Source organism: Pseudomonas sp. ICMP 10191 (assembly GCF_001467335.1).
Classification (GTDB): Bacteria; Pseudomonadota; Gammaproteobacteria; order Pseudomonadales; family Pseudomonadaceae; genus Aquipseudomonas; species Aquipseudomonas cerasi.
In genome coordinates, this window is sequence record NZ_LKGW01000135.1 from 196417 (window position 1) to 219177 (window position 22761).

The 22761-nt window shown below is 60.4% G+C and carries 20 protein-coding genes; 8 read left to right on the plus strand and 12 right to left on the minus strand.

The genetic code is table 11. The features are described from left to right. Positions 1–4: 4 nt before the first annotated feature. The 9 genes from AO388_RS21405 to AO388_RS21445 form a co-directional block, all read right to left on the minus strand. Positions 5–1165 carry a D-alanyl-D-alanine carboxypeptidase family protein gene (locus tag AO388_RS21405; protein ID WP_003431689.1) on the minus strand — a complete coding sequence of 387 codons (1161 nt, stop codon included), beginning with the start codon at positions 1163–1165 and terminating at the stop codon, positions 5–7. Between the two features lie 241 nt (positions 1166–1406). Then, complete coding sequence (locus AO388_RS21410) at positions 1407–2435, minus strand: septal ring lytic transglycosylase RlpA family protein (protein ID WP_003431690.1); 1029 nt, start codon at positions 2433–2435, stop codon at positions 1407–1409. Then, entirely contained in the window at positions 2435–3442 is a 1008-nt protein-coding gene (gene mltB / locus AO388_RS21415) for a lytic murein transglycosylase B (protein ID WP_058417075.1), read from the minus strand. Before mltB ends, AO388_RS21410 begins: the two co-directional genes overlap by 1 nt. Before the next feature lie 17 nt (positions 3443–3459). Then, positions 3460–4563, minus strand: coding sequence for a rod shape-determining protein RodA (gene rodA / locus AO388_RS21420; protein ID WP_003368803.1), 1104 nt, complete (start codon positions 4561–4563; stop codon positions 3460–3462). Positions 4564–4594: 31 nt separating this feature from the next. Further along, positions 4595–6490: a penicillin-binding protein 2 gene (mrdA, locus tag AO388_RS21425; protein ID WP_003431692.1), complete on the minus strand. Its 1896-nt coding sequence runs from the start codon at positions 6488–6490 to the stop codon at positions 4595–4597. Between the two features lie 28 nt (positions 6491–6518). Continuing rightward, complete coding sequence (gene rlmH, locus AO388_RS21430; RefSeq protein WP_002555336.1) at positions 6519–6986, minus strand: 23S rRNA (pseudouridine(1915)-N(3))-methyltransferase RlmH; 468 nt, start codon at positions 6984–6986, stop codon at positions 6519–6521. A gap of 9 nt (positions 6987–6995) precedes the next feature. Next, the gene (gene rsfS / locus AO388_RS21435) at positions 6996–7382 is read right to left on the minus strand and encodes a ribosome silencing factor (protein ID WP_002555337.1); all 387 of its coding nucleotides are present in this window, start codon (positions 7380–7382) and stop codon (positions 6996–6998) included. Between the two features lie 60 nt (positions 7383–7442). Next, positions 7443–8102, minus strand: a complete 660-nt coding sequence (nadD, locus tag AO388_RS21440) for a nicotinate-nucleotide adenylyltransferase (RefSeq protein WP_161420682.1) — start codon at positions 8100–8102, stop codon at positions 7443–7445. 22 nt (positions 8103–8124) lie between these two features. Beyond that, complete coding sequence (locus tag AO388_RS21445; protein ID WP_058398066.1) at positions 8125–9390, minus strand: glutamate-5-semialdehyde dehydrogenase; 1266 nt, start codon at positions 9388–9390, stop codon at positions 8125–8127. Positions 9391–9675: 285 nt separating this feature from the next. Here AO388_RS21445 and AO388_RS21450 point away from each other — a divergent pair, with 285 nt between their 5' ends. From AO388_RS21450 to AO388_RS21460, 3 genes are all read left to right on the plus strand, one after another. Continuing rightward, positions 9676–10347: a DNA-3-methyladenine glycosylase gene (locus AO388_RS21450; RefSeq protein ID WP_058398067.1), complete on the plus strand. Its 672-nt coding sequence runs from the start codon at positions 9676–9678 to the stop codon at positions 10345–10347. A 3-nt stretch (positions 10348–10350) separates the two neighbouring features. Continuing rightward, a complete protein-coding gene (locus AO388_RS21455) occupies positions 10351–11667 on the plus strand; it encodes a bifunctional DedA family/phosphatase PAP2 family protein (RefSeq protein ID WP_003368808.1) in 1317 nt (438 codons plus the stop codon). A gap of 136 nt (positions 11668–11803) precedes the next feature. Next, positions 11804–13837, plus strand: a complete 2034-nt coding sequence (locus AO388_RS21460) for a TadG family pilus assembly protein (protein WP_058417076.1) — start codon at positions 11804–11806, stop codon at positions 13835–13837. Here the strand turns inward: AO388_RS21460 and AO388_RS21465 are convergent. Then, on the minus strand, positions 13834–16614 hold the full coding sequence (locus AO388_RS21465; protein ID WP_058417077.1) for a PAS domain-containing sensor histidine kinase: 2781 nt from the start codon (positions 16612–16614) through the stop codon (positions 13834–13836). The genes AO388_RS21460 and AO388_RS21465 overlap by 4 nt on opposite strands. Then, positions 16604–17059: a TadE/TadG family type IV pilus assembly protein gene (locus AO388_RS21470; RefSeq protein ID WP_003431704.1), complete on the minus strand. Its 456-nt coding sequence runs from the start codon at positions 17057–17059 to the stop codon at positions 16604–16606. The genes AO388_RS21465 and AO388_RS21470 overlap by 11 nt, the downstream gene beginning before the upstream one ends. 75 nt (positions 17060–17134) lie before the next feature. On the opposite strand from AO388_RS21470, the gene AO388_RS21475 reads away from it, so the two are divergent. Both AO388_RS21475 and AO388_RS21480 read left to right on the plus strand, forming a co-directional pair. Beyond that, positions 17135–17605, plus strand: coding sequence for an A24 family peptidase (locus AO388_RS21475; RefSeq protein ID WP_003368812.1), 471 nt, complete (start codon positions 17135–17137; stop codon positions 17603–17605). Between the two features lie 167 nt (positions 17606–17772). Next, a complete protein-coding gene (locus AO388_RS21480; RefSeq protein ID WP_058417078.1) occupies positions 17773–18567 on the plus strand; it encodes a response regulator transcription factor in 795 nt (264 codons plus the stop codon). Between the two features lie 7 nt (positions 18568–18574). Here AO388_RS21480 and AO388_RS21485 read toward each other — a convergent pair whose 3' ends face one another. Then, positions 18575–20230: a response regulator gene (locus AO388_RS21485; RefSeq protein ID WP_044309551.1), complete on the minus strand. Its 1656-nt coding sequence runs from the start codon at positions 20228–20230 to the stop codon at positions 18575–18577. Between the two features lie 264 nt (positions 20231–20494). On the opposite strand from AO388_RS21485, the gene AO388_RS21490 reads away from it, so the two are divergent. The 3 genes from AO388_RS21490 to AO388_RS21500 all read left to right on the plus strand — a co-directional run bounded on the left by AO388_RS21490 (position 20495) and on the right by AO388_RS21500 (position 22679). After that, a complete protein-coding gene (locus tag AO388_RS21490; RefSeq protein ID WP_003431710.1) occupies positions 20495–21574 on the plus strand; it encodes a DUF2333 family protein in 1080 nt (359 codons plus the stop codon). Then, positions 21574–22119, plus strand: coding sequence for an NUDIX hydrolase (locus AO388_RS21495; RefSeq protein WP_003368817.1), 546 nt, complete (start codon positions 21574–21576; stop codon positions 22117–22119). Before AO388_RS21490 ends, AO388_RS21495 begins: the two co-directional genes overlap by 1 nt. 188 nt (positions 22120–22307) lie before the next feature. Next, entirely contained in the window at positions 22308–22679 is a 372-nt protein-coding gene (locus AO388_RS21500) for a translation initiation factor Sui1 (protein ID WP_003313912.1), read from the plus strand. Positions 22680–22761: the final 82 nt, after the last annotated feature.

Consider the following 22761-nt stretch of genomic DNA (forward strand, 5'->3'; position numbering starts at 1 on the left):
TGGATCAGTTGAACAAGCCGTAGAAGAACAGGCGGATGCTATCCCACACGCGGCGGAAAATACCACCTTCCTCAACCGCATCAAGGGCAATCAGATTGGCGGTGTGAACCACCTGATCGTCTTTCTTGACCTCGACCTTGCCGATCACGTCGCCCTTGGCGATTGGCGCAACCAGTTGCGGGTTCATGGTCATGCTGGCAGACAGCTTCTTCATGTCGCCTTTTGGCATGGTCATGCTCAGATCTTCAGCCAGACCGGCCTTGACCTGACGCTCTGTACCTTTCCAGACCGTGGCCTGAGCCAGCTCAGTGCCCTTCTGGTAGAAGTTCTGGGTTTCGAAGAAACGGAAGCCATAGGTCAGCAGCTTCTGGGTTTCAGCTGCACGGGCCTGTTCGCTGTTGGTACCGAACACCACGGCGATCAGACGCATGCCGTCACGCACTGCCGAAGAGACCATGCAATAGCCGGCTTCATCGGTGTGGCCGGTTTTCAGACCGTCAACGGTCTTGTCGCGCCACAGCAGCAGGTTGCGGTTAGGCTGCTTGATGCCGTTCCAGAAGAACTCCTTCTGCGAGTAGATCGCATAGTGAGCCGGGTCTTCGTGGATGATTGCGCGCGCCAGGATCGCCATGTCGTGAGCCGACGAGTAGTGCTCAGGGTTCGGCAGACCGGTCGGGTTCATGAAGTGGCTGTTGGTCATGCCAAGATCGGCAGCAGTCTTGTTCATCATGTCGGCAAAGGCATCTTCGCTGCCGGCAATGTGCTCGGAGATCGCGACGCTGGCGTCGTTGCCCGACTGAATGATGATGCCGTGCAGCAGGTCGCTGACCGTGACCTGGCTGCCGACCTTGATGAACATCCGCGAACCGCCTGTGCGCCAGGCGTTTTCACTGATCGTCACCGGATCGTTTTCGCCGATCTGGCCGCGACGGATTTCCAGGGTCGCGATGTAGGCGGTCATCAGCTTGGTCAGACTGGCAGGAGCCAGACGCTGATCACCGTTGTTCTCGACCAGGACGTTGCCGCTGGTCGCATCCATCAGCACGTAGGCCTTGGCCGCCAGTTGCGGTGCAGCAGGCGTCATCTGCTCTGCCGCCCACACAGTCGGGGTGATAATCAGTGGAACAAGCAGGCACAAACGTTTTGCAAAGGTGGTGATGTTCATCCGTCTCTCGAGAATCCTAATGGGCAAACATGCCCTTGCGGGCAAAACTGAACAGACCGGCGAAGCGAAACGCCTCGGTACGGCTCGTGGCGCCAGGCTGTAACCCTGGCTGACAAAGTCGCCTGTTCGACACACGACCTTGTGGGCAGTTACCTGCAACGCTTGCCCTGAAAGCAAATCTGCGCCGCCTGCGACTGCATACCGTCCCCCATTGTTGCCGGGGAACGATTGTCGAAAAAACTTACTGATCCGATGTCACTACGCTCGGCTGACCCAGATTGGCCGACCTGACGCTGTTTTGCAGCTGCTGGGCTTCACCCTGCGTGTCGATCGGTCCCATCCGCACTCGATAGAGCGTTTGCTGATTGCGCGCTATCGAGCTGACGAACACCGGCGCTCGAACCATCCCGCTCAATTTCGACCTCAGGAGTTCCGCAGCGTCCGGATTGGCGAAGGCTCCCACCTGGAGAAACAGCCCAGCGGCTTGTCCTGAAGCGTTTTTTTTTGCGTCAACCTGCAACGGCACGACAGGTGCGGCGTGCTGCTGAGGGGGTGGCGTGTACTGCTCGACGGTGCCGGTCGAAGTGGACAGCGCAGGCGGCGTCGCCTGGGCAACGACCTGCGGCTGATTGAGCATCAGCGGCGCCGGACGACCACGTTGCGCCCACCATTCCTGCGGGTCGATCCCTTCTACCTTGACGCGTGCAGTGCCGGTTTCGGCGTAGCCGAGCTTTTTGGCGGCCGCATACGAAAGGTCGATGATACGGTCGGAATAGAACGGCCCGCGATCGTTGACGCGCAGGATCACCGTACGATTGTTGTCCAGGTTAGTCACTTTGACATAGCTGGGCAGCGGCAGGGTCTTGTGCGCGGCACTCATGCCGTACAGGTCGTACACCTCGCCATTGGCGGTGTTCTGGCCATGGAACTTGGTGCCGTACCAGGAGGCGGTGCCCGAAGCGACGTAACGCTTGGCATCGCTCATCGGGAAGTAGGTCTTGCCCAGCACGGTGTACGGATTGGCCTTGTAGGCCCCGGTGTGCAGGGTCGGCGTTGCATCAGGGATACGCGAGACATCCACATCCCACCACGGCGCGCCGTCCTTGTGGGCCCGGTTGATATCCAGCCCCGGCATCGAGCGCACGACTGCACCGCCTTTTGGCGACTGCGACGACGTTGTGCGTGACGGAGACGAGCAGCTGGCAACCAGCACTGCCAGGCCGGTCAGCGCCAGAAGCTTGAATGATTGAAGAATTGGCGATGCCCGCATTACTTGACGCCTCGAGCTTGAACCAACGATTCAGACAGCTGATATACGGCCATGGCGTACATCACACTGCGGTTATAACGGGTAATTGCATAAAAATTGTTCAAACCCAGCCAGTATTCAGGACCATTGTCGCCTTCCAGACGAAACGCCGTCACCGGCATATCGTCGCGCAGCGCATCATGACTCGCCCAGCCCAGCTGTCGCAACTCCCCGACCGACATTACCGGATCAAGCGCAGGGCTCAACCCCTCGTCAACCCGGTCGCCACGCGCCGTGGCACGACTGACCACCGGCTGCCCGGCCACCCAGCCATGACGTTTGAAATAGCTGGCGACACTGCCGATTGCATCGTCCGGGTCGGTCCAGATATTGATGTGGCCGTCGCCGTCGAAATCCACTGCATAGGCGCGGAAACTGCTCGGCATGAACTGCGGCAGCCCCATGGCCCCGGCATACGAGCCCTTGAGAGTCAGTGGATCGACCTGCTGCTCGCGAGCCAGCAGCAGAAACTCGCGCAACTCCTTGCGGAAAAACTGGGCGCGTGGCGGGTAATCAAAGCCAAGCGTCGACAATGCGTCGATGACCCGATAGTTACCGGTATTGCGGCCGAAAAAGGTTTCTACACCAATGATCGACACGATGATCTGCGCCGGCACGCCGTATTCCTGCTCGGCACGCGCCAGGGCCGCCTCATGCTGACGCCAGAAGTCGACACCGCGAGCAATGCGCGTGTCGATGATGAACATCGGCCGATACTCTTTCCACTGCTTGACCCGTTCGGCCGGGCGGGAAATGGCATCGAGAATGGCCTGCTTGCGCTCGACCTCCCGAAACAGACTCATCAACTGCTCACCGGCAAAACCATGATCGCGGGTCAGTTCACCGACGAATTCCGCCACCTGGGGCGAACCTTCATAGTCGCCCGCCAGTGCCTCTTGCACCGAGCCAAGGATGCCCACCAGACCGACCACCGGAGCATATCGAGCCCAGTTACGCATTGCTTGCATTGAATAGTTCACCTTAATCAAACCTGAGCGATCCATTTACGATGTGTATGGATCGACATCAAAACCCCAAACGCTGACAGTAGGGTCACGAGCGAAGTTCCGCCGTAGCTAATGAAGGGCAACGGCACCCCCACCACTGGCAGCAGGCCACTGACCATACCGATGTTGACGAAAACGTAAACAAAAAACGTCATGGTCAACGCGCCAGCCAGCAGTTTGCCGAATAATGTCTGCGCCTGTGCAGTGATCACAAGCCCGCGACCGATCAGCAGCATATAGATGATCAGCAGCGCACAGATGCCTACCAGGCCGAATTCTTCACCCAATACTGCAATGATGAAGTCGGTATGGCTTTCCGGCAGAAAGTCGAGGTGCGACTGGGTGCCAAGCAGCCAGCCCTTGCCGAACACGCCGCCCGAACCGATGGCAGCCTTTGATTGAATGATGTTCCAGCCGGTCCCCAGCGGATCGCTTTCGGGGTCCAGAAACGTCAGTACGCGCTGCTTCTGGTAGTCATGCATGAAGAAGAACCACATGGCCACCGCCGCCGGTACGGCCGCCGCCAATACGCTGATGATCCAGCGCCAGCGCAAACCGGCCATGAACAGCACAAAGGCACCCGAGGCCAGAATCAGCAGCGACGTCCCCAGGTCAGGCTGGCGAACGATCAGAATGAACGGCACACCGACCAGTGCGAGACTGACCGCCACATGCTTCAAATGCGGGGGCAGCGTGCGCTTGGACAGGTACCAGGCGATGGTCGCCGGCATGATGATCTTGAGAAACTCCGAAGGCTGGAAGCGGATCACCCCGGGAATGTTGATCCAGCGCGTCGCGCCCATGGCGTTGTGGCCCATGACATCCACCACTACCAGCAGCAGGACACCGATGACATACAGTACCGGCACCCAGCGCGCCATGAAGCGCGGCTCCAGCTGGGCGATCACCACCATCGCCACCAGACCGATACCGAACGAACTGGCCTGCTTGATCAGCAGATCCCAGTTCTTGCCGCTGGCCGAATACAGCACGAACAGGCTGCCCGCCGCCAGCGTCAGCAGCAGGATCAGCAATGGACCATCGATATGAATGCGCTGCAGAAAGGTAGCGCGGCGACGCATCACGTCTTCACTGGACAGGATGCGGTCGAAATTACTCTTCACGGGCCGCAGCCTCCAGATTCAGGGAACCGGCGTACTCGGGTTTGAGATGGCCGTTTTCGTCGAGCAACCAGGCGTCCAGGACCTGACGCACGACGGGTGCAGCAACGCCGGAACCGGATTCGCCGTTCTCGACCATCACTGCAACAACGATTTTCGGGTTGTCGGCCGGGGCGAAGCCGACGAACAAGGCGTGGTCGCGATGACGTTCCTGCACCTTGGTGCGGTCGTATTTCTCGCCCTGCTTGATGGCCACCACCTGGGCCGTACCACTCTTGCCGGCGATCCGGTACTGCGCACCGATGGCGGCCTTGCGCGCCGTACCGCGCGCGCCGTGCATCACTTCCTGCATGCCGTGGTTGACGCGCTCCCAGTTGGCCGGATCGCGCAGCACGATGTTCGGCATCGGGTTTTCATCCACAGGCGCCTTGCCTTCAATGGTTCTGGCCAGATGCGGACGGTTCCACACCCCCTTGTTGGCCACCAGCGCGGTCGCCTGGGCCAGTTGCAACGGCGTTGCCTGCATGTAGCCCTGACCGATCCCGAGGATCAGCGTCTCGCCGGGGAACCAAGCCTGACGACGCGTGGCGCGCTTCCATTCACGGGAAGGCATCAGGCCGGGAGATTCTTCGAACATGTCCAGCGAGACCTTCTGCCCGATACCGAACTTGTTCATATAGGCAGCGAGCCGATCAATGCCCACCTTGTGCGCCAGATCGTAGAAGTACGTGTCATTTGAACGCATGATCGCCGTGTCCAGATCAACCCAACCGTCGCCGGTGCGGTTCCAGTTGCGGTACTTGTGATCGTAATTGGGCAGTTGGTAATAGCCTGGATCGAATACCCGCGAGCCAGGCGTCACCGCACCGGTATCCAGCCCGGCAATCGCCACCGCAGGCTTGATGGTCGACCCCGGCGGGTAAAGTCCTCGCAGGATGCGGTTGAACAGCGGCCGGTCGATGGAATCGCGCAGCTCGGCATAGGCCTTGAAGCTGATGCCGGTGACAAACAGGTTCGGATCGAAGCTCGGCGCACTGACCATCGCCAGCACTTCACCGGTAGCCGGATCCAGTGCGACGACCGCGCCACGACGACCGCCCAGCGCGGCTTCGGCAGCCTCCTGAAGGTTGATGTCCAGGCTCAGGACGATGTCCTTGCCGGGGATCGGGTCGGTGCGCTTGAGCACACGCAGTACGCGACCACGGGCGTTGGTCTCGACCTCTTCGTAGCCGACCTGACCATGCAGCTCGGGCTCATAAAAGCGCTCGATACCGGTCTTGCCGATGTGGTGCGTGCCGCTGTAATTGATCGGGTCGAGGCTCTTGAGCTCTTTCTCGTTGATCCGTCCCATGTAGCCGACCGAGTGGGCAAAGTGCGGCCCTTGCGGATAATGCCTGACCAGTTGCGCAACCACTTCGACGCCCGGCAGGCGGAACTGGTTGACGGCGATCAGGGCGATCTGCTCTTCGCTCAGCTCGAACAGGATGGGCACCGGCTCGAACGGCCTACGCCCCTGCTTCATGCGCTTTTCGAAGATGATGCGATCGTCAGGGGTGAGCTGCAGGATCTCGACAATGGTGTCGAGCACGCTGGACCACTCGCCTGCGCGTTCACGGGTCATGCTGAGACTGAAACTGGGCCGGTTATCGGCGACCACAACGCCATTGCGATCGTAGATCAGCCCACGGCTGGGCGGAATCGGCTGAACGTGAACGCGGTTGTTTTCCGAAAGCGTGGAGTGATACTCGTACTGGATGACCTGCAGGTAATACAACCGGGCAATCAGCACGCACACCAGCAACACCACCGCCACGGCACCGAACACGACCCTGCCGCGCACCAGGCGTGCGTCCTTTTCGTGGTCTTTGAGGCGGATCGGTTGAGACATTTAGGCCGTATTCACAGTAAAGACGATGCTACTTGTGATAAGGGTGCCCGGACAGGACCGTCCAGGCGCGATACATCTGCTCGCCGATCAGGATGCGCACCAACGGGTGCGGCAGGGTCAGCGGCGACAGAGACCAGCGTTGTTCACTGCGGGCACAGACTTCAGGTGCCAGCCCCTCGGGGCCGCCGACCATCAGGTTGACCGTGCGTGCATCGAGACGCCAGCGATCGAGTTCGACCGCCAACTGTTCGGTGCTCCACGGTTTGCCATGCACTTCCAGCGTGACAATCCGCTCGCCCGGCTGCACTTTTGCCAGCATCGCCTCGCCTTCCTGACGGATAAAGCGTGCGACGTCGGCGTTTTTGCCTCGGGTATTGAGCGGAATTTCCACCAGTTCCAGCGCAAGCTCGGAGGGCATCCGCTTGGCATACTCGTGCCAACCTTCTTCCACCCACTTGGGCATGCGCGAACCCACAGCGATCAGACGCAGACGCACATCAAAGCCTTATTCGTTGCCTGGTGTGTGGTGCGCAGCGCTGGCAGCACGGCTTTGCTCTGCACCCTGCCACAAGCGCTCAAGGTCGTAGAACTGGCGTGCGGCAGCGGTCATCACGTGGACGATCACATCACCAAGGTCCAGCAGGACCCAGTCGCTGTCACCCTTGCCTTCTTCGCTCAGGGACTTCAGGCCGGCAGCCTTGACCTTGTCACGGACGTTATCGACCAGTGCGTTCAACTGACGGTTGGACGTACCGGTGCAGATCAGCATGTAGTCGGCGATGCTGGTCTTGTCGCGCACGTCGATGGTCAGGATGTCGGCACCCTTGACCTCTTCAAGGGCTGCAATCGCAACATTGATGACTTCTTCACTGCTCATTTTTTGCTTTGTCATATAAAACTCATTCAGCTCGTATGTGTGGGACCGTCCAGACGCTTGTCGATCAAAGCAGTTTCAGGACGACCCATCAGTGTTCGGCGCGCGGTAAAGTCCGCGTGCATCGATATAGGCCAGTACCGCGTCTGGCACCAGAAAACGTACCGACTTACCGCTGGCCAGCAGTTGACGGATCTGGGTGGCAGACACCGATAAAGGCGTCTGCCAGACGAATGTAATCTGTCCACCCGGCCCTTTCAGGGCCTTGGGATCGCTGACTGCGCGGGCCGCCAGCAGATTGCGCATGGCATCCGGCGACTCGCTGTCCGCATCCGGGCGTTGCAGCACCACGATATGGCAGTGCTCCAGCAGTTCTTCCCATCTGTGCCAGGTCGGCAGCCCGCAAAAGGCATCCCAACCGAGCAACAGGAACAACTGGTCCCGAGGCGCCAGTTCGGCGCGCATCGATTCCAGTGTGTCGAGGGTGTACGACGGTTTGTCACGCTTCAGTTCACGGTCATCCACCGTCAGGGGCGAAACACCCGCAACGGCGCTTTGAACCATCGCCAGACGATCCTCTGCGGTGACGCTCGGCATGTCACGATGCGGAGGCCTGGCGCTGGGCGTCAGGCGCAACTCATCGAGTTCCAGCAATTCGGCCACTTCGAGCGCACCGCGCAAATGACCGATATGAACCGGGTCGAACGTGCCCCCAAGCATGCCGATACGTCTGGGCAGCGCGGTCATGGGGCTATTCAAGTCAGGCTTGTCCGCGCAATTGGCCGTCACCGATCACGATGTACTTCTCGCAGGTCAGACCTTCAAGACCGACAGGACCGCGGGCGTGCAGCTTATCAGTAGAAATGCCGATCTCGGCACCCAGGCCGTATTCGAACCCGTCAGCGAAGCAGGTCGGCGCGTTCACCATGACCGAACTGGAATCGACCTCGGCCATGAATCGGCGCACCTGACTCTGGTGGTCCGAGACGATGGCGTCGCTGTGATGCGAGCCGTAGTGGTTGATGTGCTCGATGGCTTCATCCAGACCGGAGACGACGCGAATCGACAGAATCGCCGCCAGGTACTCGGTGTGCCAGTCGTCCTCGGTGGCCGGGATCACGTCGATCAAGTCACGGGTACGCTCGCAACCGCGCAACTCGACGCCCTTCTCGCGAAACTGCGCGGCCATCGACGGCAGAAAGTCGGCGGCAATGGTCTGATCGACCAGCAGGGTTTCCATCGCGCCGCAGATCCCGTAACGGTAGGTCTTGGCGTTGAAGGCGATCTTCTGCGCCTTGGCCAGATCGGCGTGGGCGCTGACATACACATGGCAGATGCCATCCAGATGCTTGATGACCGGCACACGCGCGTCGCGACTGACGCGTTCGATCAAACCCTTGCCGCCGCGTGGCACGATGACGTCCACGTACTCGGGCATGGTGATCAGCGCGCCAACCGCCGCACGGTCGGTGGTTTCGACCACCTGCACGACAGCAGCGGGCAGCCCGGCCTCGGCCAGACCGCGTTCGATGCAGGCCGCGATGGCGCGATTGGAATGAATGGCTTCGGAACCACCGCGAAGGATGGTTGCGTTTCCGGACTTCAGACACAGACTGGCAGCATCGATGGTCACGTTCGGACGTGACTCGTAGATGATTCCGACAACACCCAGCGGCACGCGCATCTTGCCGACCTGAATACCCGAAGGCCGATAGCTCATGTCGCGGATCGCACCGACCGGGTCTGCAAGCGCTGCAACCTGACGCAAGCCGATGATCATGCTGTCGATCCGGGCGGGGGTCAGCGCCAGACGCTCGAGCATGGCCGGTTCGAGCCCGTTCGCCTGACCATTGGCCAGGTCCAGCGCATTGGCGGCAGACAGCTCGGCGCGGGCTTCGTCCAGAGCGGCGGCAGTGGCCCGCAGGGCGCGGTTCTTCTGCGCAGTGCTGGCACGACCGATCACTCGCGAAGCTTCGCGGGCGGCGCGACCCAGGCGGGTCATGTAGTCAAGAACGGACTCAGTCATTGGTCTCAGAGGTCTTGGCAAAGAGGAAAGCGGCTGATTATAGCTGTCGTGCCGTCCGAACGACAGCGCAGACAGGCGGATGGTCAATATCAGTGCGCAGATTTTTCGCCACAGTGACGGGTGTTGCCGGCGGCAATGCGCAGACAGGCATCACGCACGGGCCTAACGACATGTCATGCGTCGGTCACGTTCAGAAACAACAAAGTGCCTAATCCAGACACATTCAGCTGCAATTAAAGTTGCGCTTGTTATCATCGGGCTCTTTCCCAATGTACCCGTCTGATTATGCCCACAGCCCTACCCGACCACTTCTTTCACCGCGATGCCCAGTTGCTGGCGCGCGATCTGCTGGGCAAGGTCATCCGTCACAAGGCAGGCGATCTGTGGCTGGCCGCGCGGATCATCGAAACCGAGGCTTACTACTGCGCCGAAAAGGGCAGTCATGCCTCGCTGGGCTATACCGAGAAACGCAAGGCGCTGTTTCTCGACGGCGGCCACATCTATATGTACTACGCGCGCGGCGGAGATTCGTTGAATTTCAGCGCCGAAGGGCCGGGCAATGCCGTACTGATCAAGTCGGCATTTCCCTGGACCGACGCGACCAGCGACGAAAACGCGTTGGCGCAGATGCAGTTGAACAACCCCGACGCCAGCGGTGCGATGCGCCCGGCGCAACGGCTGTGCGCTGGCCAGACGCTGCTGTGCAAGGCGCTCGGCCTGAAAGTCCCGGTGTGGGACGCCAAGCGCTTCGACCCGCAGAGGTTACTGGTCGAGGACGTCGGTCAGACACCCGAACGCGTTATCCAGACCACCCGACTGGGCATTCCTGCCGGTCGCGATGAGCACCTGATGTATCGCTTCGTGGATGCCGGTTACGCCCGTTTCTGTACACGGAACCCCCTCAGACGCGGTCAGGTCGAAGGCCGCGACTACCTATTTTTCGATCAAGGAAACTGACCGATGGGCGATCTGCTCAATGGAATGACCGGCTGGCTGACCGCAAATCCTTCATGGGTGGCTGTCGCGATCTTTTTGGTAGCCTTCACTGAATGCGTCGCGATCGTCGGGATCGTCGTGCCGGGCACGGTCATCATGTTTGCCATCGCCGCCTTGGCGGGCAGCGGCATACTGCCGTTGAGCGAAGTGCTGTTACTGGGTTTTCTCGGCGGGCTGCTGGGTGACGCGGTGTCGTACTTCATAGGCCGGCGCTTTCATCAGAATATCCGTCAGTTGCCCGGCTTGCGCACGCACCCGGAGTGGATGGAAGGTGCGGAAAAATACTTCCACCGTTACGGCATTGCCAGTTTGCTGGTCGGACGTTTCATCGGTCCGCTGCGCCCGATGCTGCCGATGATCGCCGGTATGTGCGACATGCCGCTGCCGCGCTTCGTGGCGGTCAGCGTGCTGGCGGCGGCCGGCTGGTCGATTGCCTACCTGATGCCGGGCTGGGCAGCCGGCGCGGCCATTCGCCTGCCACTGCCGGAAGGCTTCTGGCCCGAGGCGGCCGTGGTCGGCGGCAGCCTGGCCGTGCTGTTCGGGTTGAGCATCCAGAGCAGTATTCGCCAGAAACGCTACGCAACCCGACTGATCTCCGCGCTCAGCCTGGTGCTGGTCGCGGCGCTGTTCTTCGGCTTTCCCTTGCTGGCCGACTTCGACAACGGCCTGATGACGCTCATCCAGGAACACCGCAGCGAAGCCACGCAGCACATCGTGGTCTTCGTCACCAGCATCGGCGATTTCAGGGCGCAGTTGCTGGCCGCCAGCCTGCTGATCATCGTGCTGGCGGTTGCCAGGCAATGGCGCCACGCAGCCTTTGCCCTGACCGCCACACTGGGCACCGCGATCGCCAACGGCGTCCTGAAAACGTTTTTCGCCCGCGCTCGCCCGGAGGTGCTGTTAGAGCCGCTGACGACGTACAGCATGCCAAGCGGCCACAGCTCGGCAGCCTTTGCGCTGTTCATGACTCTGGCAGTGCTGGCCGGACGCGGCCAACCCGTGCGCCTGCGCCTGACCTGGATGCTGGTCGCCGGTATTCCGGCCCTGGCAATCGCGCTGTCGAGGGTTTATCTGGGCGTGCACTGGCCCACCGACATTCTCGCGGGCATGCTTCTGGCGTTCTGCGTCTGTGCCGCCAGCCTGGCGTTCATCCAACGCAAGGACTCCCTGCCGGCCATGTCGGTGCGCGTCTGGTGGCTCGTTGTGCCAGCCATGACCGCACTGCTGGGTATCTTCGCCGTTCGTGCCCTGTCGCATGGGGTGCTGCGTTACCAGTATTGATCGACAGCACTGATCGCGCCGCCCATGACGGGTGCGACACTTCTCAAATCTGGCACCTTGCCAGTGCTCTTTCGGGGCGTTGACTACACTCTCCAGTGACAGATGAGTGTGCAACGGCGTGATCGAAGGAGTGTTGATGTCTCCACTGGATGGTTATACGGCGATGCCCTCCCGGCAGCGCGGCGCAATCGGCCTGATGGCCGCGCTGACCATGGGCCTGGCGTTGCTGTGCACGCTGACCGTTATCGACAGCGGCAGGCTGTATCTGGAAAAGCGCTCGTTGCAGCGGGTTGCGGACATTGCCGCACTGGAAGCGGCGGGCCGTAGAGGAACGTGCAGCGGCACAGCGGCCACGGCGCCCGATTTCGCCAATCAGAGCGCCACTCGCAACGGTTTCACCCCCAATACCGATGGCCGCACCCTGGTGACTCGTTGCGGAACACTCACGGTGGACGTCGCGGGACCGCGCGTATTTGTCGCTGATTCGACGCAGGCGCTGGCTATCCAGGTGGTCGCGGCTCATCCGGTGCCGCGCAGCATTGCAGCCGGTATTGGCGCACTGTTCGAAAAAACGCCCTCCCCACCCAACGTCACGATCAGCGCCACCGCGGTTGCCGCCAGTGCCGCGCCGCTGGCGGCACTGACCATTCGCAGTGCGGCAGTCACCGTGGACAGCACCGGTGCCGCCCTCCTCAACCCGGTGGTCGGCAGCCTGTTGGGGGGCTCGTTGAACCTGAGTGTTGCCAACTGGCAAGGCATCGCCGACACCAACCTGAGCCTGCTGAGCTACCTGAACAGGCTGAAAACCGACCTCAGCCTGACGGCCGTGGGCTACAACGATGTACTCAACACCTCGGTATCGGTCAGTCAGTTGCTGCAGAGCGCAATCAATATCATCAGTCCGAACGCCACGCTGGGCGGTGCCGCCGCCATTCAGGGCCTGCAAGCCTTGAAGCTGGCCGCGGGAACGACCACCGTGCTGCTGGGGGATCTACTGTCGGTGCAGAGCGGCACGGACCTCGCCGCGCTGAATACCAATCTGCGGTTGATGGATCTGGTTCAGGGCCTCGCGCAACTGGCCAACGAAAAGACCGGTGTTCTGACCGCGACCCAGATCAATGTCGCCGGGCTGGCGCAGGTCACCACACGCATTCAGGTGATCGAGCCGCCTCAGTTGTCGGCCATCGGCGACCCGAGCAAAATCGACCCGCTCAACCCTCGAAACGGTGCAAACCGGATTTACGTGCGTACGGCACAAATGCGCGCGCTGGTGTCGATCAACCTGCCGGTGCTCGGCACGATAACCTCGCTGGCCAATACCGCAGGTTCGGTGATCGGCAGCCTGACGCCGATCCTCAACAGCGCATTGGGCCTGAACATTGCCGGGCTGGGGACCTCGGCCACCTGCGCGCTGGGACTGAACAGTTGCATGGTGACCGACTTCAAGTTTCTGACAGACAGCTCGTCAAACTCGGGCCCGAGAATCGACATGAGCCTGTCAATGGCCAGCGCCGACAGCTACGTCACCGGTTTTACCTGCACCAGCAACGCCAGCAAAACCCTCAACGTCAAGACCGACGCAGCGCTGCTCAGTGCCAAGATCGGCTGGATCGACAGTGCATCGGCCTTCCCCGCCAGCACTGATCCGGCGGCAATCACCGCACTGCCTCTGCCTGTCATCGATATCGGCACCAAAACCTGCCAGAAGATCGCTGGGCTGCTGGGCAATTGCACCGCCCGCACGCCTTTCGGGGGTGGCGGCATCGGCCTGACCTTCGACAATGTCAGCCAGTCGGCACTGGGCAGCTCGACGGTGACCAGTACGACGTTCAGCTCGCCCAACCTGCCGGAGATTAACAGCGCCCCGTATTACCTGACAGGCGTTGCGCACACCAAGCCGAGCACCTTGCTCAACGGCACGGCGTCAAGCGTCAAAGTGAATGTGTATAAACCGGCGACCAGCAATGTGCTGGGCAACGTCATCGCCGGCGCGGCCACCACGCTGAGCAGCCTGACCCTGGCGCTGGACGCGATTGTCGATGACACCCTGGCACGCTTGCTGACGTCGGTTGTCGACCCCCTGTTCGAATCGCTGGGCGTGAGCATGGGGGCTACCGACGTCGGCACCAACCTGAGTTGCAACCTGGGTCAGGCGACACTGGTCATTTAGCTGCCGGTCTGATCGGCGTTGAAGATCGGCAGCTCGATCTGGAATCGAGCACCCTCGCCGACGTTGGCGACGCTGAGCTGGCCGCCCATCTGGTCAACGATGCCATAACTGACGGACAAGCCCAGACCGGTGCCGACCCCCACCGGTTTGGTGGTGAAAAACGGCTCGAAAATGCGCTCCAGCAACCGCGGGTCAATGCCCCCGCCATTGTCCTGAACCGCCAGGCGGATGATGTTTTCATCGCGTTCTGCCTCGACGCTGATCCACGGCTGGAAATCGCGGTCCTTTTCCCGACGCGACAACAAGGCATCACGGGCATTGACCATCAGGTTGATCAACACCTGCTCAAGTTGATCGACATGGCCACGAACCTGCACCGCGTCGATCATCGCGCCGACCCGTAACTGCACGGCCTTGCCTTTCATGCCTTCAGCCAGCATCGAGATCGTGCCTTCCACCGCCTGGGCCGGATCGAACAACTGCTCCTCTACCTCAGAGCGGCGACCGAATACCCGCATATGATCGACCACCCGGGCGGCACGCTGCACCTGGGTGTCGATGCGATTGAGTTTTTCGGTGAGGTATTCGATGTCCACATCGCCCCGGCCCAGACGCTTGAGAACGTTGACCACGGCCATGCGCATGACGTTGAGCGGCTGATTGATCTCGTGGGCCAGACCGGTGGACATCTCGCCAAGCGTTGCCATCTTCGCGCTCTGATTCAACTGCATGCGCGAGCGACGTACATCGGTGTTGTCACGGCCTACCGCCTGCACTTCGACCAGTTTGCCGTGCTCATCGAATACTCCCCGGTCGGCCCATATCCACCAGGCATACTCGCGTCCCGGCAGCTCGATGCAGATTTCTTCGGTACTCACCGGCGCCTCGGGAGTCAGTTGACCGATACGCCGGATGAACGCCTCGCGCTGCTCGGCCGACAGCCAGTCGCCCAGGTTGATCCCGGTCAGTTGCTCGGGTGTGCACTCCATATAATTGGCCAGCGGCCGGTTGCCGAAACTCAACACCAGATCCGGCGTGTAGCGGCAGATCATGGCCGGCGAATCCTCGACCAGAATGCGGTAACGCTCCTCGCTGCGTCGTATATGCTCGGCGGCCAGGGTGGCCTCGGTCACGTCCAGCCACAGCCCCACCGCCTCCACCGGCATGCCAAGGTCGTCACGCAGCAATCGCGCCTCGTCCAGCAGCCAGTGGTATTGACCGTTCCGGTTGCGCAATCTGAACCGGCGACTGACGAATCCTTCGCGCAGCAGTTGGCGGTTACGCTCGAACCAGATGTCGTGATCGTCGGGATGGATGTATCCCGCCAGTTGCCCATCGACGCAATCGGCCAGCGTCCAGCCCAGCAAAGGCGTGAGGCTGTCGCTGAAAAAGGTTGGCTCCAGATTGCCGCGATCGTAACGCTGCACGTAAATCACCGCTGGCGAACTGGCAATCAGGTTATCCAGCCGGGCATGGGCGGCAGCGGCCTCGGTTTCCTGACTCTTGATATCGCTGACATCCAGCATGAACCCCAGCACACGCTGAACCTGCCCTCGGATCAACGCCTGCCCCTGGATACGAAACCAGAGGGTTTCCTGGGCGGGATCGCTTTGCGCCAGACGCACACAGAGCAACAGCGGTGTGCCCTTGTCGCGTAACTGCGCGAGGCGACTGGACAGTTCCTGTCGATCGGCGGGATGAATCAGCGCCAGCCAGTCCTGACGCGACAGGCTCTCGACCTGGTCGCCCAGACGCAGACTGCGAGCCAACTGCGGCGCCAGCAAAACCTCGTCACGATCAGGCACCAACTCCCACCATCCGGTGCCCAGCAGGTCCTGAAGCACTGCCAGGCGTTCGACATGGTGACGGTTGGTCTGCTCGGACAGGCGAAAAAGCACCGGCCCGGCCAAGGCCGAGCACAGGTTCAGCCACTCTCGCTCACCAAGGTCCGGAGCCTGCTGCTGCGCGTTATAAAATCCGAACATCAGCCAGGCCTTGGCAACGTTATCGCGACTGTGGGGGATCAGAAAACCGTCAGCGTTGCCGAAAGCACTTTGCAGCGCCCCCTGATCGACACCGCCGTCAAACCTCAGCTGTCGCGTAGCGTCGGCGTTGAATCGATCCAGCGCGGAGCCCAACCGCTGCCCGACCTGCCACAACTCGGGCGCCGTATGGGCGCTGTACTGACAATACACGCGCCAGCCAACACCGCCGACCTCGGGCAACACCAGCGCTACACAGGGGATGCGCCACAGCTGCGCGAGTTCCTCCAGTTGCTCGCTCACCACCGCAGTCAGGCGGTCGACGCTGCACCCTCGCACACGCTCGGCCATTTGCCCGGCGAACCGCAGGCACTGCTGACGGCTGCGTGCGGCACTGGCCTCCTCCATCAGGTCGCTGATATCCAGCAATTGCAAGAGCCAGCCCTTGCCATGCGCCTGCACCCAGCCTCGGGCGTGCAAGGTGTGTGCGTCGGCACTCTTGAAGTCCAGGTCGAGCATGTGCCCCAGCCAGTCACGCGGCACGCCTTCGATGACCAGCGCGCTATTGGGTAACAGCAGACTCATCAATCGCTGGGCAGCCGGCAGTGGCGCAGCCATGTCCAGGCGGGCAAGCAAGTGCGGGCTGATGCTTTGGATGCGGCCCTCGTCATCCAGCAGCAGATAGAGGTCCGCACCGATCGGACCGGGCTCGCTCGATACGGGCAAGGGCTGCGGCACTTGTGTTGCTTCACCACGGCCCAGCCAACGGCTCAAACGATTCTTTTCAAGGGACAAGTTGCAGACTCGCTTGTGCAGTCAGGTTGCTCGGCAAGCGCGGGACCTCCCCGATACCAGGGAGGGTCAGCAAGGGCAGAACCTGAGCCAGTCGGGCCTTGGGGTACTGGATGGTCACTGTCAGAATGCCTGCGCTGTAAGTCACGCTGGTGTAGCTGACATTGAAGCCCAGCGCTGGAGGTATCCACGACAACTGGTTCATGACCACACTCTGGGCCTGACTCTTCAACACCTCGTTATAGCCAGTAACTGTCGGACTGAGGGCAACACTTCTGCGCACCGCTTCACTGGCGGCGGCATTGAATGACTGGACCATGAGCAACGGCAGGCTATAACTCACCATGCCGTAGAACACGGCAAAGAAGATAACGAACACCGCAGAGAATTCAATAGCAGCAGCCCCGTGTTGACGGCGGGGCAAGGTATGTTGCGGAACTGTTTTCATATCGACGTCTACCCTGACATGTACTGCATCAACACAGCATAGATTCTTTCCCGATAACAGGATGTCTTCGGCGTGATGAAATTATTTTTCCTACTGATATGGTTTGCAATTTGCGCCGAACAGGATGCGCGTTGCAAGCAGATTTCCAACGGGCTGACACTCGGCGCAGCAGCGCTGGCTATTATCTACCTGGCTTTGACCGGTATGACCTGGCTCGGCTCGCCTGCGCTGGAGGCCTTGCTGGCCGTGACCCTGGCATGGGCGCTGACATTGCCAGGCTATGCCCTCGGCAAGTTGGGCGCCGCAGACGTCAAACTGATGACGGCATTGGCGCTGGCCTCAAACAGTGCTTACCTGCTGTGTACGTTTATTGGCGCCGGCCTCACCATGGCAGCCTGGCTTATCGTCGGAAAGAGTAGCTGGCCTCATACGCAGCAATGGGTTGCGCAACGCTACCGGTATATGAACCCCGGCACGCCAGATAAATATCCTTTTTCACCTTTTTTATTCGCAGGTTTACTCCTGAGCACAGCACTGCTCCATTAGTCGAATAACGGCACGGGAATATTTTAATGCTATGTACATAGTCAGGAAGTACGACTACGGTTAAGTCATGGCTATGGCGTACTGTCAGCAATACCCGCACCGATTGAATGACGCCGAATCATGGTTTGCTGAATGGATCGGGGCGCCGTCGAAGGCCCCCCAATAGCATGGAGTCGCCTGTGGATAATTACCCGCTCACGAAAGTTCTGGTGGTCGATGACCAGCCCCTTATCGTTGAGGAGCTCTGCGAGTTTCTGGAGAGCAGCGGCTATGAGTGTGTGCGTTGCTATTCAAGCCTGGAAGCCATCGAGCGTTTCAGTGCTGACGGCACCATCGGCATCGTACTCTGCGATCTGGAAATGCCCGGCATGAACGGGATCGAGATGGTCGAAGCGATGAAGATGACCGGCGGCAAGACGCATCTGTTCGAGGCCATCATGCTGACCGGCGAGGCCGAGAAAAAAGACGTCATCAAGGCGCTTCGGGCCGGCATCGCTGATTACTACCAGAAGCCGGTCGATCTGGAAGAGTTGCTCGAAGGTGTGCAGTTGCAGGTCCAGGCGCTGAACGAGCGGCAGAAAAACCGTCAGCAGCTGGGCCTGCTCAACGAAAAGCTTCAGTTTTTGGCCGCGTCCATTGATGATCTTTATCAGAACCTGGACAGCGTCCAGAACAGGCCTCAGCCCGAACGAAAAGCGCGTGACGGTGTGGCGCGTGAGGTGCAGATGCCGGTGGCTCTGGCCAAGCTGTCACCTCGCCAGCTTGACGTAGCGCGCCTGGTCAGCACCGGACTGACCAATTATCAGATCGCCTGCGAACTGGGGATTACTGAAAACACTGTGAAACTCTATGTGTCGCAAGTACTGCGCCTGACTCACATGCATAACCGCACGCAGCTGGCATTGGCATTTTCACCGGGCAAATCGGCGGAGCGGCAAAGGCTGATCGAAAGCCAGGGCTGAATGGGACTCAGGCTTCGATCTCGCTCAGCACGACGTGAAAAGGCACATCGACCAGCACCGAATACACTTGATTGCGGCCTGCGTGCTTGGCGCAGTACAACGCCGCATCGGCCTGGGACGCAAGGCTCAGGCTGTCGTCATTGGCACCGAGCGAAACCACCCCGGCGCTGAAGGTGCAGAACAGGTCGACGGGCTGCGCCGGGTAATGGATCTCGGCAAAGCGCTGGCGGATGTCATCCAGCACCCTATGAGCGCTTTGAATGTCGGTGTCCGGCATGACAATGGCAAATTCCTCACCGCCGTAACGACCAATGAAGTCGGTTTTGCGCAGGCGTTGCTTGAGAAACAGCGCAAGGCTCTTGATGACACGATCCCCCATCGGGTGACCGTGGCTGTCATTGACCCTCTTGAAGTGGTCGATATCAAGCATGGCAAAGCACAGCGGCTTGCCTTCACGTCGCGAACGAAAGCAGCAATCTTCCAGCAGTTGCAAAATGTGCGTGTGATTGTAAAGCCCGGTCAGGCTGTCGCGGACCATGCGCGCCTTGAGGTTGCGGGCCCTCGCGGCACGGTTGCGCACAGTGGTGATGAGATGACGGGGTTTGATCGGCTTGGTCAGGAAGTCGTCGCCGCCTTCGCTCATGGCATCGAGCTGCTTGTCCTGATCGTCTTCAGCCGACAGATAAATGATCGGCACACTGACGTAACGGTCGTTATGGCGAATGACCTTGGCCAGCTCCGTGCCGGTACACCCCGGCATGTACATGTCGAGGATGATCAGGTCAGGCTGAAACTCGGCCAGCTCGGACATTGCCTGAATCGGGTCGAGCAACACCCGCGTAACGATTCCGGCAGCGTTCAGAACACGCTCGGTGTGCAGCGCCTGCGCGCGGGAATCGTCGATGATCAGCACTTTATAGGGCTCGTATTGAGCCACGCAGGTCAGGACTTCAATTTTTTCCAGCAGACTCGACGCTTCCAGCGCGCCGGTCAGAAACTCCTCACCACCGGCCCTGACTGCGGCCAGGCGGGTGGGCGTATCGGTTTCATTGAGGCTGAAAAACAACAGCGGAAGTTTCTGCTCCAGCCCTTCCTGAGCCTGGGAGGCCAGTTCGAGCCCCTTGCCGGGCCCGCTGAAATCGACATCCATGACAATCGCCGCCGGATGCCGCTGGGCCATCGCCCGCTGAAACTCGCCGACATTGTGCAGCGACAGCGCCGCCAACCCGAAAAACTCCAGCTGCTTGGCCAGACGCTCGGCCCGCTCGTGATCATGAAGCACCACATAGACGGGCTTGCGCAACGGTGGCAGCGTCGTTTGCTCAAAACGGTCGCCGTGTCGCAGCCCGGTTCGGGAAAGGCGCTGCATCAGACGATTGAGATCGGTGATGACCCGGCTGTTGAGGCGACCGCGATTGGCTTCCACCGCATCGAGCGCCTGGCTGATTTCCTGCGCCAGCGCGCTGTGTTCGGCCTGCTCGAAGCGTTCGGCAAAGCGCGAAAGACGCAGCGTGGACTCCTTGAGCTCGGCCATATCGCCAATCGACCACTCGGCCTTCTGCAGACGTTGCCACGTCTCCAGAATCTGGCGCGCCTGGTGAATGACCCTCTGGGCAAAGTGGTGCTTCAGGCGGTCTCGGCTAGGGTCTTCGGGGTCGGTCATATTCAGACTACTGTGGTTTTGCTGAGCGATACGGCTGATGGCGCTATGCTAGCACCTCCGTTACAACAGAACAGTGTCGCAAGTCACTTATTTGACAACAGTTTGATGGCGCATAGCCATTATGCAAAATCAATCGGTGCATAGACTGCGCCTATCAACGTTACAGTTCAAATCTCAAGATAATGTCTGCCAGCCGCACCTTGAGGTAAGGTTGCGGTCGAACGCCTCGTGAAGCATTCAACTCAAGATCGAAAGGACCCTACCATGCTGGATTGGAAGAACCGCGCAGGCAGCGCGGGTGCGCGCACCGCAGACACTTCATCGACCAAACGCCGCGGTTACCTGGGTAACCTGTTCTATAGTCGCGCGCTGGGCGCCCTGATCTTGATCTACCTGCTGGTGGCACTGGCAGTCGGCTGGTACTGGAGCAAGGAACCTGCGCTGTTCCCGGTACAGCAAAACGCCCAGGCTGCCGCCGAGCGTGAAGGCAAACAGATGGTCATCGGTTACACGACAGTTGAAACGCTCAAGACCGTGGCGGGCACGTTGCTTAACAAGCCCGGTGGATACCTGTCCAACGACCGCATGCCACCGGGCCTGTGGCTGGACAACATCCCGAGCTGGGAATACGGCGTGCTGGTTCAGGTGCGTGACCTGAGCCGTGCGCTGCGCAAGGACTTCGCGCGTTCCCAGTCGCAATCGGCTGAAGATGGCGACCTGGCGCGTGCCGAGCCGTTGTTCAACTTCAATAATCGCAGCTGGGTCCTGCCTTCCAGCGAATCGCAGTACGCCGAGGGGATCAACTCCCTGAGCCGCTACCAGGCACGTCTGTCCGATCCGAACCAGAAAGGCGCGCTGTTCTATGCCCGCGCCGACAACCTGAACAACTGGCTGGGCGATGTCGGTACCCGTCTGGGCTCGCTGTCGCAGCGCCTGTCGGCCAGCGTTGGCCGGGTCAAACTCAACAGCACGCTGAAAACCGAAGCTGCTGTTTCGGTCAAGCCCGGTGAAGTACCGCAGGTCGATGAGGAAATCGTCGAAACGCCATGGCTGGAAATCGACAACGTGTTCTACGAAGCACGTGGTCAGGCCTGGGCGCTCTCGCACCTGCTGCGCGCCATCGAGGTTGATTTTGCCGACGTACTGGCGAAAAAGAACGCGACGGTCAGCGTGCGCCAGATCATTCGTGAACTGGAGGCCTCGCAAGAGCCAATGTGGAGCCCGATGATTCTCAACGGCAGCCCGTTCGGCGTGTTCGCCAACCACTCGCTGGTCATGGCCAACTACATTTCGCGTGCCAACGCCGCAGTCATTGACCTGCGCCAGCTGCTGAATCAAGGCTGATGTCCATACCTGCCAACGAGGCCGCGCATCGCGCCGCCTCGGATGCCGAGCAGATCGCCTGGGTCGACGAACAGGATCGGCTGCTCGGTTCACTGGTCCGCGCCGACCTGCGTGAACGCGGGCTGATTGGACGCGGCACTTATATCCTGCTGTTCAACAGTCTGGGTGAGCTGTGTGTGCACCGACGCACGCTGAGCAAGGCGATCTATCCCGGCTACTGGGACGTAGCCGCAGGCGGAATGGTCCAGGCGGATGAAAGCTATGCGGAGTCTGCTGCGCGCGAGCTGGAAGAAGAACTGGGCGTCAGTGGCGTGCCGCTGCAGGCCCACGAACAGTTTTTCTTCGATCAGCCGGGCAACCGGCTCTGGTGTGCAGTGTTTTCAGCCGTGTGGGACGGCCCTTTGAAACTGCAACCTGAAGAGGTGCTGGAAGCGCGCTTCATGCCCGTCGTCGAAGTTCTGCAACAGGCTGAGCACAATCCCTGGTGCCCCGACTCCCTGGCGGCGCTGAAACGCTACCTGAAACAGATAGAGAACGAGCAGTAAGCGAGTGTTCAGAAATTGGCGCATTCAGCCCCTTAGCAACCGGCCGGTTTGCCGTTACACTGCGCGACCTTTTCAAACTGAACCGGCCCTGCCGTTTCAGTAGCGCTGCCCCTGCCAGAGTGGGGCTTCGCGGTCGATGGCTCATACGAGCCCGACCCATCTTCAGTCCTCAACAAGAGGATTTTTGCGTGGCTAAAAAAGCCGCTTCTCTCGCTGCCCTCGGTGGCCTGGTATTTTCAACCGACGCAGGGCGCCACTGCCCCGATTGTCGTCAACCCGTTGCCGAGTGCACCTGCAAACAGACGGCCATCCCCGAAGGTGACGGCATTGCTCGTGTACGTCGTGAAAGCAAGGGCCGTGGCGGCAAGACGGTTACCACCATCAGCGGCGTCCCGCTGGCCGAAGAGCCGCTCAAAGAGCTGGCCAAGGCCCTCAAGCAGCGCTGCGGCACAGGCGGATCGCTCAAGGAAGGCGTGATCGAGATTCAAGGCGATCACGTCGAACTGCTGTTGGCCGAGCTGATCAAAAAAGGCTTCAAGGCTAAAAAGTCCGGCGGCTGAACCCGCGAATCAAATCGTCATTTCCACTCATTACAATGCGCGCAGCTGGCTACTGGCTGGCGCTACGACTTCTTTATAGGGG

Excerpts from the sequence above, each read along its gene's own strand:
- AO388_RS21405 (WP_003431689.1), bottom strand. The coding sequence starts at position 1,165 with ATGAACATCACCACCTTTGCAAAACGTTTGTGCCTGCTTGTTCCACTG.
- AO388_RS21410 (WP_003431690.1), bottom strand. The coding sequence starts at position 2,435 with ATGCGGGCATCGCCAATTCTTCAATCATTCAAGCTTCTGGCGCTGACC.
- mltB (WP_058417075.1), bottom strand. The coding sequence starts at position 3,442 with ATGCAAGCAATGCGTAACTGGGCTCGATATGCTCCGGTGGTCGGTCTG.
- rodA (WP_003368803.1), bottom strand. The coding sequence starts at position 4,563 with ATGCGTCGCCGCGCTACCTTTCTGCAGCGCATTCATATCGATGGTCCA.
- mrdA (WP_003431692.1), bottom strand. The coding sequence starts at position 6,490 with ATGTCTCAACCGATCCGCCTCAAAGACCACGAAAAGGACGCACGCCTG.
- rsfS (WP_002555337.1), bottom strand. The coding sequence starts at position 7,382 with ATGACAAAGCAAAAAATGAGCAGTGAAGAAGTCATCAATGTTGCGATT.
- AO388_RS21445 (WP_058398066.1), bottom strand. The coding sequence starts at position 9,390 with ATGACTGAGTCCGTTCTTGACTACATGACCCGCCTGGGTCGCGCCGCC.
- AO388_RS21450 (WP_058398067.1), top strand. The coding sequence starts at position 9,676 with ATGCCCACAGCCCTACCCGACCACTTCTTTCACCGCGATGCCCAGTTG.
- AO388_RS21455 (WP_003368808.1), top strand. The coding sequence starts at position 10,351 with ATGGGCGATCTGCTCAATGGAATGACCGGCTGGCTGACCGCAAATCCT.
- AO388_RS21460 (WP_058417076.1), top strand. The coding sequence starts at position 11,804 with ATGTCTCCACTGGATGGTTATACGGCGATGCCCTCCCGGCAGCGCGGC.
- AO388_RS21470 (WP_003431704.1), bottom strand. The coding sequence starts at position 17,059 with ATGAAAACAGTTCCGCAACATACCTTGCCCCGCCGTCAACACGGGGCT.
- AO388_RS21475 (WP_003368812.1), top strand. The coding sequence starts at position 17,135 with ATGAAATTATTTTTCCTACTGATATGGTTTGCAATTTGCGCCGAACAG.
- AO388_RS21480 (WP_058417078.1), top strand. The coding sequence starts at position 17,773 with ATGGAGTCGCCTGTGGATAATTACCCGCTCACGAAAGTTCTGGTGGTC.
- AO388_RS21485 (WP_044309551.1), bottom strand. The coding sequence starts at position 20,230 with ATGACCGACCCCGAAGACCCTAGCCGAGACCGCCTGAAGCACCACTTT.
- AO388_RS21490 (WP_003431710.1), top strand. The coding sequence starts at position 20,495 with ATGCTGGATTGGAAGAACCGCGCAGGCAGCGCGGGTGCGCGCACCGCA.
- AO388_RS21495 (WP_003368817.1), top strand. The coding sequence starts at position 21,574 with ATGTCCATACCTGCCAACGAGGCCGCGCATCGCGCCGCCTCGGATGCC.